Genomic DNA, 14647 nt, shown 5'->3' on the forward strand with positions numbered 1-14647 from the left:
ACAGATAAAAAGAGGCGTGGATATCGATCCACACCGGAAACGCGACGGATAACACTCAGCCCGCAGACGACGCTCGTCGTCCGCGGCATGAGTTAAAGTGATAGCAAGTCCTTACCTGGTAAGGCGGGTTTCCGCATCCTTCAGCGCCGCTTCCACGCTCTGGCGGCCGTTAATCGCGTTTAATACCGCACTGCGTTCGGCGTACCAGAAGGCGGACATCTGCGGCACGTTCGGCATAATTTCGCCTTTCTGCGCGTTTTCCATGGTGGCGGCGATCTTTTCATCTTTCGCCAGCTTCTCCTGCCAGGATTTCAGCGCCACGGCGCCCAGCGGTTTGTCAGCGTTGACTTTCGCCAGCCCGTCGTCCGTCAGCAGATAGTTTTCGATAAACTCTTTCGCCAGCTCTTTATTCGGGCTGGCGGCGTTGATTCCGGCGCTCAGTACCCCGACGAAAGGCTTCGACGGTTTACCTTTAAAGGTAGGCAGCAGCGTTACGCCATAATTAATTTTCGCGCCGTCGATATTATTCCACGCCCAGGGACCGTTAATGGTCATGGCGGTTTCGCCTTTATTAAACGCAGCTTCGGCGATGGCGTAATCGGTATCCGCATTGAGGTGTTTATTCTTAATCAGATCGACCAGAAACTTCAGCCCCTCCTGCGATCCCGGATTATTAACGCCGACGTTTTTCAGGTTGTAGCTGCCGTTCTCTTTCTTAAAGGCGTAGCCGCCGTCGGCGGCAATTAACGGCCAGGTAAAATAGGGTTCCTGCAGGTTAAACATTATCGCGCTCTTGCCTTTGGCGCGCAGCTGCTTATCCAGCGCCGGAATCTCTTCCCAGCTTTTCGGCGGGTTGGGCAGCAGATCTTTGTTATAAATCAGCGACAGGGATTCCACCGCCACCGGATAGCCGATCAGCTTGCCGTTGTAGCGCACCGCATCCCAGGTGAAAGGAAAGATTTTATCCTGTAGCGCCTTATCCGGCGTGATTTCCGCCAGCAGGCCGGACTGCGCATAGCCGCCGAAGCGGTCGTGCGCCCAGAAAATAATATCCGGGCCGTCGCCGGTCGCCGCGACCTGCGGATATTTCTCTTCCAGCTTATCGGGATGCTCTACGGTCACTTTAATCCCGGTATCCTGTTCGAATTTCTTACCCACTTCCGCCAGGCCGTTGTAGCCCTTATCGCCGTTAATCCAGATGACCAGCTTGCCTTCTTCGATTTTCGCCAGCGCCGCGCCGGGCAGCAGCGCGGCGGTCAGCGCGCATAACAGCAGAGTTTTGCCATTCAGTTTGAACTTTGACATTTCCCTTTCCTCTAAACGTGAGTGGTTGTCGTCAGGCAGAAGTCTGCTGTTAAGCGACGGCTGACTCATCCTCCCTGTTTCTACGCCCTGTGGTTAATAAATGTGATCTCTGTAGCTTTTTTGCCGCTTTATGCGTGCCGGGACACATAAATTCGTCTGTTTTCCTGCCGATTCGATCACGAAAAAGCCTGTCTGGCCTGCCCACCCTCCCGGCAGCCGGCGATCTCATCCTCCTGCCTCCTCCCCCGTAAAAAAGCGCACGGTGGAGGATTTCTCCTTGCCGGCCTTCGCGTACACTCCCAGCCATTCGAAGGAAGTTGTGACGAGACGGGAGAAAGCAATGGCGAATGTGGTGCTGAAAGAGGTCACCAAATCCTGGGGCGACGTGGTGGTATCGCAAGATATCAATCTGTCCATTGCCGAAGGGGAGTTCGTGGTATTTGTCGGGCCGTCAGGCTGCGGCAAATCAACGCTGCTGCGCATGATCGCCGGGCTGGAAGATATCACTGCCGGCGAGCTGACCATTGGCGGCAAACGTATGAACGATGTGCCGCCCGCGGAACGCGGCGTGGGCATGGTGTTTCAGTCCTATGCGCTCTATCCCCACCTGTCGGTGGCGAACAACATGTCTTTTGGTCTGAAGCTGGCGGGCGTCGGCAAACGTGAAATTCAGCAGCGCGTGTCGCAGGTGGCGGAAGTTTTACAGCTGGCGCATCTGCTCGATCGTCAGCCGAAGGCGCTCTCCGGCGGTCAGCGTCAGCGCGTGGCGATTGGCCGCACGCTGGTGGCCGAACCGCAGGTTTTTCTGCTGGATGAGCCGCTCTCCAACCTCGATGCCGCGCTGCGCGTGCAGATGCGCATTGAGATCTCCCGTCTGCATAAGCGCCTGCAGCGCACCATGATTTACGTCACCCACGATCAGGTTGAGGCAATGACGCTGGCGGACAAAATCGTGGTGCTGGAAGGCGGGCGCATTGCGCAGGTCGGCAAGCCGCTGGAGCTTTACCACTATCCCGCTAACCGTTTTGTCGCCGGTTTTATCGGTTCGCCGAAGATGAATTTCCTGCCGGTGAAGGTGACCGCCACCGCTATCGATCAGGTTCAGGTGGAACTGCCGAATCGTCAGCAGGTCTGGCTGCCGGTTGACAGCACCGGCGTCCAGCCCGGCGCCAATATGTCATTAGGCATTCGCCCCGAACATCTGCTGCCCAGCGAGGTGGCGGACGTCACGCTGCAGGGCACCGTGCAGGTGGTTGAGCAGCTTGGCCATGAAACGCAAATCCATATCCAAATCCCCGCGCTGCGTCAGAACCTGGTCTATCGCCAGAACGATGTGGTGCTGGTTCAAGAAGGTGCCCAATACGCCATTGGCCTGCCGCCTCAGCGTTGCCATCTGTTCCGTGAGGATGGCCGCGCCTGCCGTCGGTTACACAGCGAACCTGGCGTAGAAGCACACAATAACAGCAGAACGTTAACAGGAGAATCGCGATGATAACGCGCTCTAAGTACCCTCTGGCCGTGGCCGTAGCCCTTGCTGTCGTGGCGCCGCATGCGAATGCGGTGGATTTTAAAGGCTATGCCCGTTCCGGTATCGGCTGGACCGGCAGCGGCGGCGAGCAGCAGTGTTTCCAGGCGACCGGCGCCAACTCTAAATATCGTCTTGGCAATGAATGTGAAACCTATCTGGAAGTCGAGCTGGGCCAGGAAGTATGGAAAGAAGGCGAAAAAAGCTTCTATGTCGATACCATGATCGGCTACAGCGTTTCGCAGCAGAACGATTATGAAGAAGATTCGCCGGCGGTGCGTCAGGCGAACGTAGTGGGTAAAAATCTGTTTGATGCCCTGCCGGGCGCCAATATCTGGGCCGGTAAGCGCTACTACAAACGCCACGACGTACATATGATCGACTTTTACTACTGGGATATCTCCGGCCCTGGCGGCGGTATCGAAGATATCGATCTCGGCTTCGGTAAACTCTCGCTGGCGGCTACCCGCAGCAGCGAAGCGGGCGGCTCTTCAGCGTTTGTCTCCGGCAATACCCGCGGCGACGCCAAAGATCGCGCTAACGATATCTTCGATGTGCGCCTCGGTGGGATGCAGGTTAACCCCGGCGGCTCGCTGGAGCTGGGCTTCGATTACGGCAGCGCCAACGATACCGACGGCTACAGCCCGAACGACAGCGCCGCATCCAACGACGGCTGGATGGCGACGCTGGAACATACCCAGACCTTCTACGGCACCAGCCTGAATAAATTCGTCGTGCAGTACGCCACTGACGCCATGACGCAAAACCGCAACGGCCGTCCGGGTACTGCCGAGAATAACAACGGTTCGATGATCCGCGTGATTGACCACGGCGCTATCGACTTCAACGATACCTGGAGCCTGATGTATGTCGGTATGTACCAGGATGTGGATCGCGATAACAACAACGGCACCACCTGGTACACCGTCGGCGTGCGCCCGATGTACAAATGGACGCCGATTATGAGCACCCTGCTGGAAGCGGGCTATGACAACGTCAAGTCGCAGCGTACCGGCGATCGCAACAGCCAGTACAAAGTGACCCTGGCGCAGCAGTGGCAGGCGGGCAACAGCATCTGGTCGCGCCCGGCGATCCGCGTCTTCGCCAGCTACGCCAAGTGGGATGAGAAGTGGGGTTATTCATCCAACGACACCAGCAGCGATAACTACGTTGCCAACGTGGCTAACAATACCGCCTTCAGCGATACCAGCAGTCGTACCTTCAGCCGCGGCGACAGCGACGAGTTCTCCTTCGGTATTCAGATGGAAGCCTGGTGGTAACAAACCCAGCCACTAGCTCTGCGATCTACCTTAGCCCGCCTCTCTATTGCCTGAGAGAGGCGGGTTTCTCCTGAGGATAAAAAAATGAAAAAACATCTGCTTGCGCTCTGCCTGTTTCCGGCTCTGAGCTTTACCGCGCTGCCCGGCCTGGCTGCCGATGCCGGCGTGAATCCGCAAAACGTCGCCACTGCGCCAACCGTAGCGCCCGATAAGCTGCAACGCTTCTCCTGGCTGCCGCTGTCGCCGCCGGTGAAGCAGGATATCGTGCTGGACGCCGCTTCGCTGACCCTTAACGAGGGCGATATCAGCGGGCCGGTGGCCGCCATCGCGCTGCCCGCCGATCGGGGATCGCTGGAGGTGACCTTAGCCAGCATAATGAAAGATCAGCGCGTCTATGCGCCTAACGTGCTGGTGCTGGACAGCCAGCTGCAGCCGGCGGCTTTCTTTCCCAGCAGCTATTTCGCCTATCAGAAGCCCGGCGTTATCGCCACCAACCGGCTGGAAGGCACCATGAAGCTGACGCCGGTACTGGGGCAAAAACAGATCTATCTGCTGATCTACACCACCAGCCGCGATCTGGCGCAAACTTCGACCATGGTTAACCCGGCGAAGCTCTACGCGGAAGGGGCCAGCAACGCCATTCCCGACGTGCCCGATCCTGTTGTGCGCCATGTGAACAGCGGCACCCTGTCGCTGAAAGTGAAGAGCGAACAGAACAGCGGCAATATTATGATCGGCAAGCTGTTTGGCTCCGATAACGCCAAACCGGTGGTGGTAGGCAGCGCCGCCTCAGCCCGGCCCGCTGTCAGCGCGCCGGCGCCGACGCCGACGACCAAAGCGGAGCCGATGCTCAACGATACGGAAAAATATTTCAACGACGGTATCCGTAAGGCGGTGAAAGCCGGGGATATCGATAAGGCGCTGAAGCTGATGAATGAGGCGGAGCGTCTCGGTTCCTCATCGGCGCGCGCAACCTTTATCAGCAGTGTGAAAGGCAAGGGATAACAGATCCCCATATTGCTGATCTTGCTGGACGATTGGTGCGCCGCTGGCGCACCCTTTTTCGCTCTCTGCCCGAACGCTTTTTCCGCTGCATCGCGTGTTCTGCGCCGGTCTCTGCGCTACACTATGGCACCTGATTTCTTAACGGAGATGCCGTATGTCAGATAACGCGCTTTCCCTGCTGCGCGCCATCGAATGGCTTCCCGCTTCATCGCCGCTGCTCTCCGCCGCGCTGCTGGACTGGCTGCTGGAAGAGGACTCGATGACGAAGCGCTTCGAACGCCACTGTCGGCAAGTTACCGTTGAACCGCGCCGCGAAGGTTTCGTCACCGCCGAGGCGATTGCCGCAGAGCTGCCGTTTCTGCCGCAGGAGCCGCGCTACTGGCTGCGCGAAGTCATCCTTTTTGGCGACGGCGCGCCCTGGCTGGTTGGGCGCACGGTGGTGCCGGAATCGACGCTGACCGGACCGGAAATGAAACTTAGCCAGCTGGGTTCCTGCCCGCTGGGGCGCTATCTGTTTTCTTCCTCAACGCTGACGCGGGACTTTATCGATCCCGGCATCGTCGCGGCGCAGTGGGGACGTCGCTCACGCCTGCGTCTGTCAGGCAAGCCGCTGCTGCTGACCGAACTCTTTTTGCCCGCTTCGCCGCTCTACCAAAGTCTGTCTGGAGAACCCCGTGACTAATATCGAAAAAGGAGTGACGCTGACCAGGCTCCAGGCGTACAGCCGCCTGATGCGTATCGATAAACCTATCGGCTCGCTGCTGCTGCTATGGCCGACGCTGTGGGCGCTGTGGCTGGCGGGCGAGGCGGTGCCGCCGCTACAGGTGCTGCTGGTGTTCGTGCTCGGCGTCTTCTTTATGCGCGCGGCGGGCTGCGTGGTAAACGATTTTGCCGATCGGAAAATTGACGGATATGTAAAGCGTACCCAGATGCGTCCGCTGGCCAGCGGCGCGGTAACGGAAAAAGAGGCGAAGGTGCTGTTTGTCACGCTGGCGCTGATCTCTTTCGCGCTGGTGCTGACCATGAACGCGTTGACCATCTGGCTGTCGTTTGCCGGACTGGCGCTGGCGTGGGTCTACCCCTTTATGAAGCGCTATACCCACCTGCCGCAGGTGGTGCTGGGCGCGGCCTTCGGCTGGGCGATACCGATGGGCTGGGCGGCGGTCAGCGGCAGCGTGCCGCTTAACTGCTGGCTGCTGTTTTCGGCCAATATTTGCTGGACGGTGGCCTACGATACGCAATATGCCATGGTCGACCGCGATGACGATTTAAAAATCGGCGTAAAATCAACGGCGATTCTGTTTGGCCGTTTCGATAAGCTGATTATTGGGCTGCTGCAGCTGGCGACGCTGCTGCTGCTGGCGTGGGTGGGGCTGCGAATGGCGCTGGACGGCGCCTTTTACTGGGCGCTGCTGATTGCCGGCGCGCTCTTTGTGCATCAGCAGAAGTTAATCGCTGAGCGCCAACGCGAACGCTGCTTCCAGGCTTTTCTCAATAACAACTATGTCGGGCTGGTGATATTTGTCGGCGTGGCGCTGAATATGCCGCCGTTTAGCCAGTGGTAGCCCAGGCTTAATAAAAAGGGCGCCCCTGGGCGCCCTTGTTGTTTTTCGCGTTAGTTCGACTCAGCTGTGCGCGACGGCATTTTCAATGGTCTGGCGCACATCGCTGGTAATCAGCTCTGACAGCAGACGCGAGGTATTCTGCGTTTTTTCCAGCGCCGCATCGCCGGTATCGCTGATATAGCCTTCATCGCGCAGCGTCAGCACCAGCGTCGAGAATACCGCCTTATCAAAGAACTCCGGCGCGTTGATACCGTGCAGCACCGACAGGCGCTGCGCCAGCGTACGGCTCTCTTTCTCCAGCGAACCGCGGTTAATTGCCGGATTAGCGCTAAGGATCGAGAAGGTAATGGCATAACGCTGCAGCGTTTCACGCATGCCGGCAGCCAGCAGCTGCAGCGTACGGAAGCGCGCGGCATTGAGGCGCATTGTCTCGCCTTCAACCGTAATAAGCTGCTGACGCGCCAGCTCCGCCGCCAGCGACTGCAGCAGCTGCGGCAGCTGCGCGTTATCCCAGCGCAGGAATAGCTCGCTTTTCAGCAGCGGATAGATTACCTCAACCTGACGTAGCAGCTCCGCGGCGGCGATCTCCCGGTGCTGCTGGATAATTGCGGCGATCAGCGACGGCATAACCAGCATATGGTGCACGTTGTTGCGGTAGTAGGTCATCAGTACCGCCTGCTCGCGCGGCAGAATGATGATATCGCCGATATTGTCCTGTTCGGTTTCGAATTTGTTCATGCTTAGCGCATGGTCCAGCAGCGCTTCCGGCGTCATCGCCGGCACGGTCGCATCCGGCGAATAGGGCACGTTGCGCAGCAGTTCGAGATAGCACTCTAACTGCTCCAGCAGCTGTTCACGGGTCAGCGAGCGCTGACGCGAAGCGAGCAGGGCGGTTACGCACAGATTCATCGCGTTGGCGGCGCCGGCGTTATTAATGCGCACCATCACCTGCTGGGCGATATCGTTAACCGCCGGCGTCAGCCACTGTGGGCGCTGCGCTACGATCGGATCGATGGAGTCGCGCCACTCCGGCACCTGCTTGTTAAGGTAGCTTACCAGCGGCAGCGGTTCGCCGAAGTTAACGTAACCCTGTCCGAGGTTGCGCAGCTTGCTGAGGCCGCGCACCATCTGCATAAAGCTCTCTTTCTCTTTCGCCGCGCCGCGCAGCTCTTTGGCGTAAGTGCCCACTTCCATGACGTGCTCATAGCCGATGTAAACCGGCACCACGGTAATCGGACGATTGCCGCCGCGCAGCATCGCCTGCAGGGTCATCGCCAGCGTGCCGGTTTTCGGATCGAGCAGGCGTCCGGTACGCGAGCGACCGCCCTCGACAAAATACTCTACGGAATAGCCGCGGCTGAACAGTTCGCCCAGATATTCACGAAATACCGTGGAGTAGAGTTTGTTGCCTTTAAAGGTGCGGCGGATAAAGAACGCGCCCAGACGGCGGAAAATCGGCCCGGCGGGCCAGAAGTTAAGGTTGATGCCTGCGGCGATATGCGGCGGCACCAGGCCCTGATGATAGAGTACGTAGGAAAGCAGCAGGTAATCCATATGGCTGCGGTGGCAGGGCACGTAAACCAGCCCGTGCCCGTCCAGCGCCAGCTGGCGCACACGCTCGCCGCCGCTGACGTTGATGCCCTGGTAAATTTTGCTCCACGTCCAGCCGATAACGCGATCGGTAAGGCGAATCATTTCATAGGAGAAGTTGGCGGCGATTTCTTCCATCAGTTCGATGGCGTTTTGCTGCGCTTTTTCCTGCGAAATTTTCTTGCTGCGCGCTTCATCCTCTACCGCCCTGGCGATAGCCGGCGACTGCAGCAGCTTGTTAAACAGATCGTGACGCACCGGCAGGCGCGGCCCTACGGCGGCTAACCGCTGGCGGGCGAAGTGAATGCGCGCTACGCGCGCCAGCTTTTGCGCGATGGTTTTATCAGTGCCGTGTTCCGTCGCCATGCGGCGCAGCGAAACCATTGCTGAAAAGCGAACAAAGCTGTCGCGGCCAAGCCACAGCACGGCGAAAAATTTTTGCACCCCGTTCAGCTCGCGCAGATGGGGCGTCTGTTCGCCCTGCACCTCGCGTCCCGGCGCGCGGCCGAACATCACGGAAACCGGCACCATCTGCACATCTAAATCGGGGTTATTGCGGTGCAGATCGAGATAGTCGTGAAACAGCTTCACCGATTGCTGATTGGGCACGAAATAGGGGAAAACGCGCGGGCCGTCGTGAATAAAAACGTAGCGCGGCAGCAGCGTGCCGTCGATCTCCAGCGGCTCAAGCGGATCGGGCAGATCGTGCAGACGGCACTGGGTACGCAGCGCCAGCAGATCGGCCTTTGAATCGTAAGGCAGCACATACATAATGGGCCGCGAGGTATCCAGGCCCAGTTCGGTGACCGGATCGCCCGGTATCGCCTTACTTTTAACTAAAAATGTAAGTGGTAAATTCAGTAACTTATAATAAAGTTTACGCCAACCTGACATAGACAACATGAAGCCTCTTGTTAGCAAAGCGCGGCAAGCATACCAGAAAGTGTATTGAAGATCTGTGGTGTTGCAGTTAGTGCTCCACCCTGACATTGACGTTAAACATGGCAAAGGGTTCCCTGAAGATGGCAAATAACGTAACGGGCCTGGTGCGCATCATTAAAGCGGCCGGCTATTCCTGGCAAGGTTTACGCGCTGCCTGGCAACATGAGGCGGCATTTCGTCAGGAAGCGGTTATGGCGCTGGTGGCGATAGTTATCGCCTGCTGGCTGGATATTGATGCCGTCACGCGGGTTATGCTGATCGGTTCAGTAGCGCTGGTTATGATTGTTGAAATCCTTAACAGCGCTATCGAGGCGGTTGTAGATCGTATCGGCAATGAATTCCATCCGCTGGCCGGGCGGGCGAAGGACATGGGCTCCGCCGCCGTTTTGCTCAGCATCATACTGGCGCTCTTTGTCTGGGTAACCTTGCTCTGGTCATATTTGCGATAGCGCTTCCGTAATAGACAAAGTGTCGTTTTTTACACGGCATTTGGTTTCCATTCCGCCAATACCTGTATATACTCACAGCGACTGTATAAACAACCAGGGGGCGGGATGAAAACCTTAACGGCTCGGCAGCAGCAGGTTTATGACCTGATTCGCGATCATATTAACCAGACGGGGATGCCGCCTACGCGTGCGGAAATCGCCTCCCAGCTGGGATTTCGCTCCCCTAACGCTGCTGAAGAACACCTGAAGGCGCTGGCGCGTAAAGGCGTTATTGAGATGGTGTCCGGCGCGTCGCGCGGTATCCGCCTGATGGCGGAAGAAGAAAACGGTCTGCCGCTCATCGGGCGCGTCGCCGCCGGCGAGCCGCTGCTGGCGCAGGAGCACATTGAAAGCCGTTTCCAGGTCGATCCTAATCTGTTTAAGCCCCATGCGGATTTCCTGCTGCGCGTAAGCGGCATGTCGATGAAAGATATTGGCATCGTTGATGGCGATCTGCTGGCGGTGCATAAAACGCAGGATGTGCGCAACGGGCAGGTAGTTGTCGCGCGTATTGACGATGAAGTAACCGTAAAACGCCTGAAAAAACAGGGTAATACGGTGCAGCTGCTGCCAGAAAACAGCGATTTCCAACCGATCGTGGTCGATCTGCAGCAGCAGACGCTGACGATTGAAGGCCTTGCCGTCGGCGTTATTCGTAATGGTGACTGGCTCTGACGGCGCGGTGGCGGCTATGGTCGCCACCCCATTTCGCTTCCTCTCTTTTTCTCCGGCGATAACCGCTGTGGCCTGTCGCCATATAGTTATCACGGATGGTCATGCAATTCTTTTCAGCAACTGATAAAAAACTCTGGCGGCTGGCGCTGCCGATGATTCTTTCCAATATTACCGTTCCGTTATTGGGCCTGGTTGATACTGCCGTTATTGGTCATCTTGACAGTCCGGTTTATCTCGGCGGCGTGGCCGTTGGCGCCACCGCGACCAGCTTTCTGTTTATGCTGCTGCTGTTCCTGCGTATGAGCACGACCGGCCTGACATCGCAGGCGTTCGGCGCCGGCGATAAGGCAGGCCTGGCGCGCGCGCTGGTTCAGCCGCTGCTGATGGCGCTGGCGGCCGGCGCGCTGTTTGTCGTGCTGCGCTATCCGCTCAGTAGCCTGGCGGCGCAGGTAGTAGGCGGCAGCCCGCAGGTGCTTGAGCAGGCGCAGCTTTTTATCCAGGTGCGCTGGCTCAGCGCCCCCGCCACCCTGGCGAACCTGGTGATTCTTGGTTGGCTGCTGGGCGTGCAGTATGCGCGGGCGCCGGTAATTTTGCTGGTGACGGGCAACTTGGTGAATATCCTGCTCGATCTGTGGTTTGTGATCGGTCTTGACTGGGGCGTCGCCGGCGCCGCATCGGCAACGGCTATTGCCGAATACGTTACGCTGGCGGTAGGGCTGATGATGGTGCGGCACGTCATGCGTCTGCGTCAGGTTTCTTTTGCTCTGCTGAAGCGGGCGCTGTGCGGAGATATGCGCCGCCTGCTGCGTCTGAACCGCGATATTATGGTGCGCTCGTTGTTGCTACAGGCCTGCTTTGCGTCGGTAACAATACTGGGCGCGCGCATGGGCAGCGAGATTGTCGCGGTGAACGCCGTGCTGCTGATGTTCCTGACCTTTACCGCCTATGCGCTGGACGGTTTCGCCTATGCGGTAGAGGCGGTATCAGGCGAAGCCTTCGGCGCGCGCGATGCGGATAAACTGCATCACGTCTGGCGCGCCGCCTGTCGTCAGGCCGGCGCGGTGGCGCTGCTGTTCGCCTGCGCCTGGGGAATATGGGGGCGGGAGATCGTTGCGCTGCTTACCTCTCTGCCCGCTCTGCAAACGCTGGCCGATCGCTATCTGTTCTGGCAGATGATTTTGCCGTTGGCCGGCGTCTGGTGCTATCTGTTGGACGGCATGTTTATCGGCGCCACGCGCGGACGTGAAATGCGTAACAGCATGGCGCTGGCCGCGCTGGGCTTTGCCTTAACGCTGCTCACGCTGCCGCGGCTTGGTAATCATGGCCTGTGGCTGGCGGTCACGGTTTTCCTGCTGCTGCGTGGCTTAACGCTGGGCTGGATATGGCGCCGTTATCAACGGCGCGGCGACTGGTTCACGATTTGACATACTTGCTAACGGTTGCGTTTATTACCTGAATCCGCTGGTTTTTTGGCGAATTCAACAGGTTTATTGCCTGTTTATTAGTTCATCCTTCTGCGTTTTCGGGCAGAACTGTCGCTTCCTGCTATAGTTAAAGGGCGAGAAACAAGGAATCAGCGTTTTATTTTGCAGAACGCAACGATGCTGATATTCATCGAGCTGCTAACACCTAAGGTAGAGGAAACAACTATGAACAGAGACGAAGCCGGCGGTAACTGGAAACAGTTTAAAGGTAAGATGAAGGAAAAGTGGGGCAAGCTGACCGATGACGATATGACCGTGATTGAAGGTAAACGCGATCAGCTGGTTGGTAAAATTCAGGAACGCTACGGCTATGCAAAAGACGAAGCGGAAAAAGAAGTAAGCGACTGGGAAACCCAAAACCACGATTATCGCTGGTAAAATTTTAGCCTTTCAGGACGATGCTCCTACCCTGGCACACGGAGTGTGCCGCTCTCCCTGACGATAAATCCTGCTTTTAGCGCCGCGCATATTTCCATTGTCGATATGGCGTTTTATGACGCTGATTGATTAATGACGTTCACGCTAAGGTTTTGTTTACTCCAGCTTTATCTGGATCGCTTTGCTGTTGCTCAGCGTCCGCGCTTTTTGCTTAGCGGGCGATGATCGTGCGTACAGCTTTCGGGATGCTGGCAGCTTTCCACTTCCTTACAGCTTGCGCACAGGCCATGCGCTTCAATCACGCTGGAGCTTAAGGCAAAACCGCTCTGCTGCGCCAGCAGTTCCAGAATAGATTCCACGCCATGCGCCTGCTGCTCGCTTACCGCCCCGCAGCGATCGCAAATTAACATCGCCGAAGTATGGGGCGGCTGCTCAAAGTGATGACAGACCACATAACTGTTGTTGGATTCCACCCGGTGAATAAAGCCCTGCTCCAGTAGAAAATCGAGCGCGCGATACACCGTAGGCGGTTTCGCCTGCGGCTCGGATACGCGTAGCAGATCGAGCAGATCGTAAGCGCTGATAGCGCCGTTTCGCTCGCTCATTAAACGCAGCACCTCCAGACGCTGCGGCGTCAGGCGCACGTTGCGTTGCTGACAGATTTTCTCCGCCTGCGACAGAATCTGTTGTGAAGGTGAGACCATAAGTATTCTCCGGCGATTGAGATGTTATCTTATCACGCTGCGCAAAAAACGCCGACTCCTTCCTTAACTTCCCTGAAAAAGCCCAATTCGGGTGGTTTTCACGCCTTCTTATTCCACTGTCGTTAAGCGCCAGCAAAACTCCGACCGGACAAAATGAAACGCCGCCCTTTAGCACCATTCTTAATAAGCGATTATTAATTGCAGCGGTATCTAACCAGGGCTAATGTTCAATAAGTCTTAAGCGGCAAAGGTTAAATAAAAGCCGCACCAATAAGAAACTTTAAGTAATAATCTGGTTATTAAACCGGCAATTCATTGATAAGCCGGGGGAAATGCCCTGAGTTCGGGGCAATAAATCAGGAATTTATTGGTCATAATTCGGTCAGTGGTTTCCTGCTTACTGTTAGATTATTTTGGATGGCGTCTGATGATGGCAATGAAAAATGTTAAATGTTTTAAAATTTCTACTGTAACTGCATTAACTACGATTATGTTAACGCCGTTTTCCTCGCAGGCGGCCGGCAGCTATTTTGATGCGCGTAACGATGCGATGGGCGGAACTGGCGTAGCGTCGTCAACTTTCGCCACCGCACCGCTGGCGAACCCCGCGCTGTTAACTAAAGGACGCGCTGAAGATAGCGTCAGTCTGATTCTGCCCTCCGTTGGCGTGCAGATCGGCGATAAAGATAAAATGCTCGATAAGATCGATGATGTTAACGACACGGTGAATTACTACCGCAATGTATTCAAAGGCCTTGATGCGAGCAATCTGGGCGATCTGGGCGCGCTGCTGGAGAGCTATGCCAGAGTTCGCTCCGCTTCCGGCGAGTTAGCCAGCCAGCTGCGCGACCTGCGCGGCAACCGGGCCGATGGTTCTGCTGGCGCGGCAATCGTGGCGGCGGTGCCGAACGAAACCCTGCCGTTCGCCTTTGTGGCGAAAGCCTATGGTACGGCACATGTGCAAACTGATGTGGCGCAAAGCGATATCGACTATCTCGATGCGGTAGCCGCTGGCGATCGCATTCCTGCTCCAGGCGATCGGTATCTGCTGCGTTCCAGCGCCACGGGCGTTGCTGCCGTGGTAGCGGATTATGGCATCGCCTTTGCCCATCAGTTTAAAATTGGCGAGCAGGCGGTTTCGGTCGGTATTACGCCGAAGCTGCAGCAGACATACCTCTATAACTATCGCGCCACGATCTATAACTTCGATAAGGATAAGGTCACCAACGGCGAATATCGCACCAACGATACCGGATTTAACCTGGATGCGGGGCTGTCTGCCGACGTCGGCGATAGCTGGACCTTTGGCCTGAGCGCGCAGAACCTGATATCGCGCAATATCGAGACCAAAGAAGTGGCAGGCTATCGCGATACTTATCAGATCCGCCCGCTGGTCACCGCCGGCGCCGCCTGGCATAGCAAAACGCTGACCGCCAGCCTGGATGTTGACGCCACGGTGACAAAACGCTTTAAGTCGCAGGGTGACAGCCAGTATGCGGGCGTAGGCGTAGAATACCGCGTGCTGGACTGGCTGCAGCTGCGCGGCGGCTATCATGCCGATATGAAATCTAATGATACTGACGTGGTCAGCGCCGGTATTGGCCTTGCGCCTTTCAACAACCGCGTCCATCTCGATCTTGCCGGTTCGGTGGGAGAAGACAACAGCTGGGGCGCGATGGCGCAGCTGGGCTTCTCTTTCTGATCGT

13 protein-coding genes are annotated in these 14647 nt (G+C 57.1%); 10 read left to right on the forward strand and 3 right to left on the reverse strand.

Annotated features, from left to right (window positions below; all coding sequences use genetic code 11):
- Nucleotides 1-111: 111 nt before the first annotated feature.
- A complete protein-coding gene (malE, locus tag FKM52_RS16540; protein WP_141177261.1) occupies nucleotides 112-1305 on the reverse strand; it encodes a maltose/maltodextrin ABC transporter substrate-binding protein MalE in 1194 nt (397 codons plus the stop codon).
- 340 nt (nucleotides 1306-1645) lie between these two features.
- Between malE and malK the strand changes: the two genes are divergently transcribed.
- The 5 genes from malK to ubiA all read left to right on the forward strand — a co-directional run bounded on the left by malK (nucleotide 1646) and on the right by ubiA (nucleotide 6680).
- Nucleotides 1646-2797, forward strand: a complete 1152-nt coding sequence (gene malK, locus FKM52_RS16545) for a maltose/maltodextrin ABC transporter ATP-binding protein MalK (RefSeq protein WP_141177262.1) — start codon at nucleotides 1646-1648, stop codon at nucleotides 2795-2797.
- On the forward strand, nucleotides 2794-4110 hold the full coding sequence (locus FKM52_RS16550; RefSeq protein ID WP_141177263.1) for a maltoporin: 1317 nt from the start codon (nucleotides 2794-2796) through the stop codon (nucleotides 4108-4110). The genes malK and FKM52_RS16550 overlap by 4 nt, the downstream gene beginning before the upstream one ends.
- An 84-nt stretch (nucleotides 4111-4194) precedes the next feature.
- Complete coding sequence (malM, locus tag FKM52_RS16555; RefSeq protein ID WP_141177264.1) at nucleotides 4195-5115, forward strand: maltose operon protein MalM; 921 nt, start codon at nucleotides 4195-4197, stop codon at nucleotides 5113-5115.
- Between the two features lie 154 nt (nucleotides 5116-5269).
- Nucleotides 5270-5797 (forward strand): chorismate lyase, encoded by a 528-nt coding sequence (ubiC, locus tag FKM52_RS16560; RefSeq protein WP_141177265.1) that lies wholly within the window; start codon nucleotides 5270-5272, stop codon nucleotides 5795-5797.
- Between the two features lie 19 nt (nucleotides 5798-5816).
- Complete coding sequence (gene ubiA, locus FKM52_RS16565; protein ID WP_141177360.1) at nucleotides 5817-6680, forward strand: 4-hydroxybenzoate octaprenyltransferase; 864 nt, start codon at nucleotides 5817-5819, stop codon at nucleotides 6678-6680.
- Nucleotides 6681-6740: 60 nt separating this feature from the next.
- Here ubiA and plsB read toward each other — a convergent pair whose 3' ends face one another.
- On the reverse strand, nucleotides 6741-9164 hold the full coding sequence (gene plsB, locus FKM52_RS16570) for a glycerol-3-phosphate 1-O-acyltransferase PlsB (protein WP_141177266.1): 2424 nt from the start codon (nucleotides 9162-9164) through the stop codon (nucleotides 6741-6743).
- A gap of 128 nt (nucleotides 9165-9292) precedes the next feature.
- Between plsB and FKM52_RS16575 the strand changes: the two genes are divergently transcribed.
- The 4 genes from FKM52_RS16575 to FKM52_RS16590 all read left to right on the forward strand — a co-directional run bounded on the left by FKM52_RS16575 (nucleotide 9293) and on the right by FKM52_RS16590 (nucleotide 12237).
- Complete coding sequence (locus FKM52_RS16575) at nucleotides 9293-9661, forward strand: diacylglycerol kinase (protein ID WP_141177267.1); 369 nt, start codon at nucleotides 9293-9295, stop codon at nucleotides 9659-9661.
- Nucleotides 9662-9766: 105 nt separating this feature from the next.
- A complete protein-coding gene (gene lexA, locus FKM52_RS16580; protein WP_141177268.1) occupies nucleotides 9767-10375 on the forward strand; it encodes a transcriptional repressor LexA in 609 nt (202 codons plus the stop codon).
- 101 nt (nucleotides 10376-10476) lie between these two features.
- On the forward strand, nucleotides 10477-11799 hold the full coding sequence (gene dinF / locus FKM52_RS16585) for an MATE family efflux transporter DinF (protein ID WP_141177269.1): 1323 nt from the start codon (nucleotides 10477-10479) through the stop codon (nucleotides 11797-11799).
- A gap of 225 nt (nucleotides 11800-12024) precedes the next feature.
- Nucleotides 12025-12237, forward strand: coding sequence for a CsbD family protein (locus FKM52_RS16590; protein WP_141177270.1), 213 nt, complete (start codon nucleotides 12025-12027; stop codon nucleotides 12235-12237).
- A 191-nt stretch (nucleotides 12238-12428) separates the two neighbouring features.
- On the opposite strand, the gene zur is transcribed toward FKM52_RS16590, so the two are convergent.
- Nucleotides 12429-12941, reverse strand: coding sequence for a zinc uptake transcriptional repressor Zur (zur, locus tag FKM52_RS16595; RefSeq protein WP_141177271.1), 513 nt, complete (start codon nucleotides 12939-12941; stop codon nucleotides 12429-12431).
- Between the two features lie 430 nt (nucleotides 12942-13371).
- On the opposite strand from zur, the gene FKM52_RS16600 reads away from it, so the two are divergent.
- Nucleotides 13372-14643, forward strand: coding sequence for a conjugal transfer protein TraF (locus FKM52_RS16600; RefSeq protein ID WP_377090336.1), 1272 nt, complete (start codon nucleotides 13372-13374; stop codon nucleotides 14641-14643).
- The last annotated feature ends 4 nt before the right edge of the window (nucleotides 14644-14647 follow it).

Origin of the sequence: Mixta tenebrionis (assembly GCF_006517625.1) — a bacterium.
GTDB classification, from domain to species: Bacteria; Pseudomonadota; Gammaproteobacteria; order Enterobacterales; family Enterobacteriaceae; genus Mixta; species Mixta tenebrionis.

Excerpts from the sequence above, each read along its gene's own strand:
- malE (WP_141177261.1), bottom strand. The coding sequence starts at position 1,305 with ATGTCAAAGTTCAAACTGAATGGCAAAACTCTGCTGTTATGCGCGCTG.
- malK (WP_141177262.1), top strand. The coding sequence starts at position 1,646 with ATGGCGAATGTGGTGCTGAAAGAGGTCACCAAATCCTGGGGCGACGTG.
- FKM52_RS16550 (WP_141177263.1), top strand. The coding sequence starts at position 2,794 with ATGATAACGCGCTCTAAGTACCCTCTGGCCGTGGCCGTAGCCCTTGCT.
- malM (WP_141177264.1), top strand. The coding sequence starts at position 4,195 with ATGAAAAAACATCTGCTTGCGCTCTGCCTGTTTCCGGCTCTGAGCTTT.
- ubiC (WP_141177265.1), top strand. The coding sequence starts at position 5,270 with ATGTCAGATAACGCGCTTTCCCTGCTGCGCGCCATCGAATGGCTTCCC.
- plsB (WP_141177266.1), bottom strand. The coding sequence starts at position 9,164 with ATGTCAGGTTGGCGTAAACTTTATTATAAGTTACTGAATTTACCACTT.
- FKM52_RS16575 (WP_141177267.1), top strand. The coding sequence starts at position 9,293 with ATGGCAAATAACGTAACGGGCCTGGTGCGCATCATTAAAGCGGCCGGC.
- lexA (WP_141177268.1), top strand. The coding sequence starts at position 9,767 with ATGAAAACCTTAACGGCTCGGCAGCAGCAGGTTTATGACCTGATTCGC.
- dinF (WP_141177269.1), top strand. The coding sequence starts at position 10,477 with ATGCAATTCTTTTCAGCAACTGATAAAAAACTCTGGCGGCTGGCGCTG.
- FKM52_RS16590 (WP_141177270.1), top strand. The coding sequence starts at position 12,025 with ATGAACAGAGACGAAGCCGGCGGTAACTGGAAACAGTTTAAAGGTAAG.
- zur (WP_141177271.1), bottom strand. The coding sequence starts at position 12,941 with ATGGTCTCACCTTCACAACAGATTCTGTCGCAGGCGGAGAAAATCTGT.
- FKM52_RS16600 (WP_377090336.1), top strand. The coding sequence starts at position 13,372 with ATGGCAATGAAAAATGTTAAATGTTTTAAAATTTCTACTGTAACTGCA.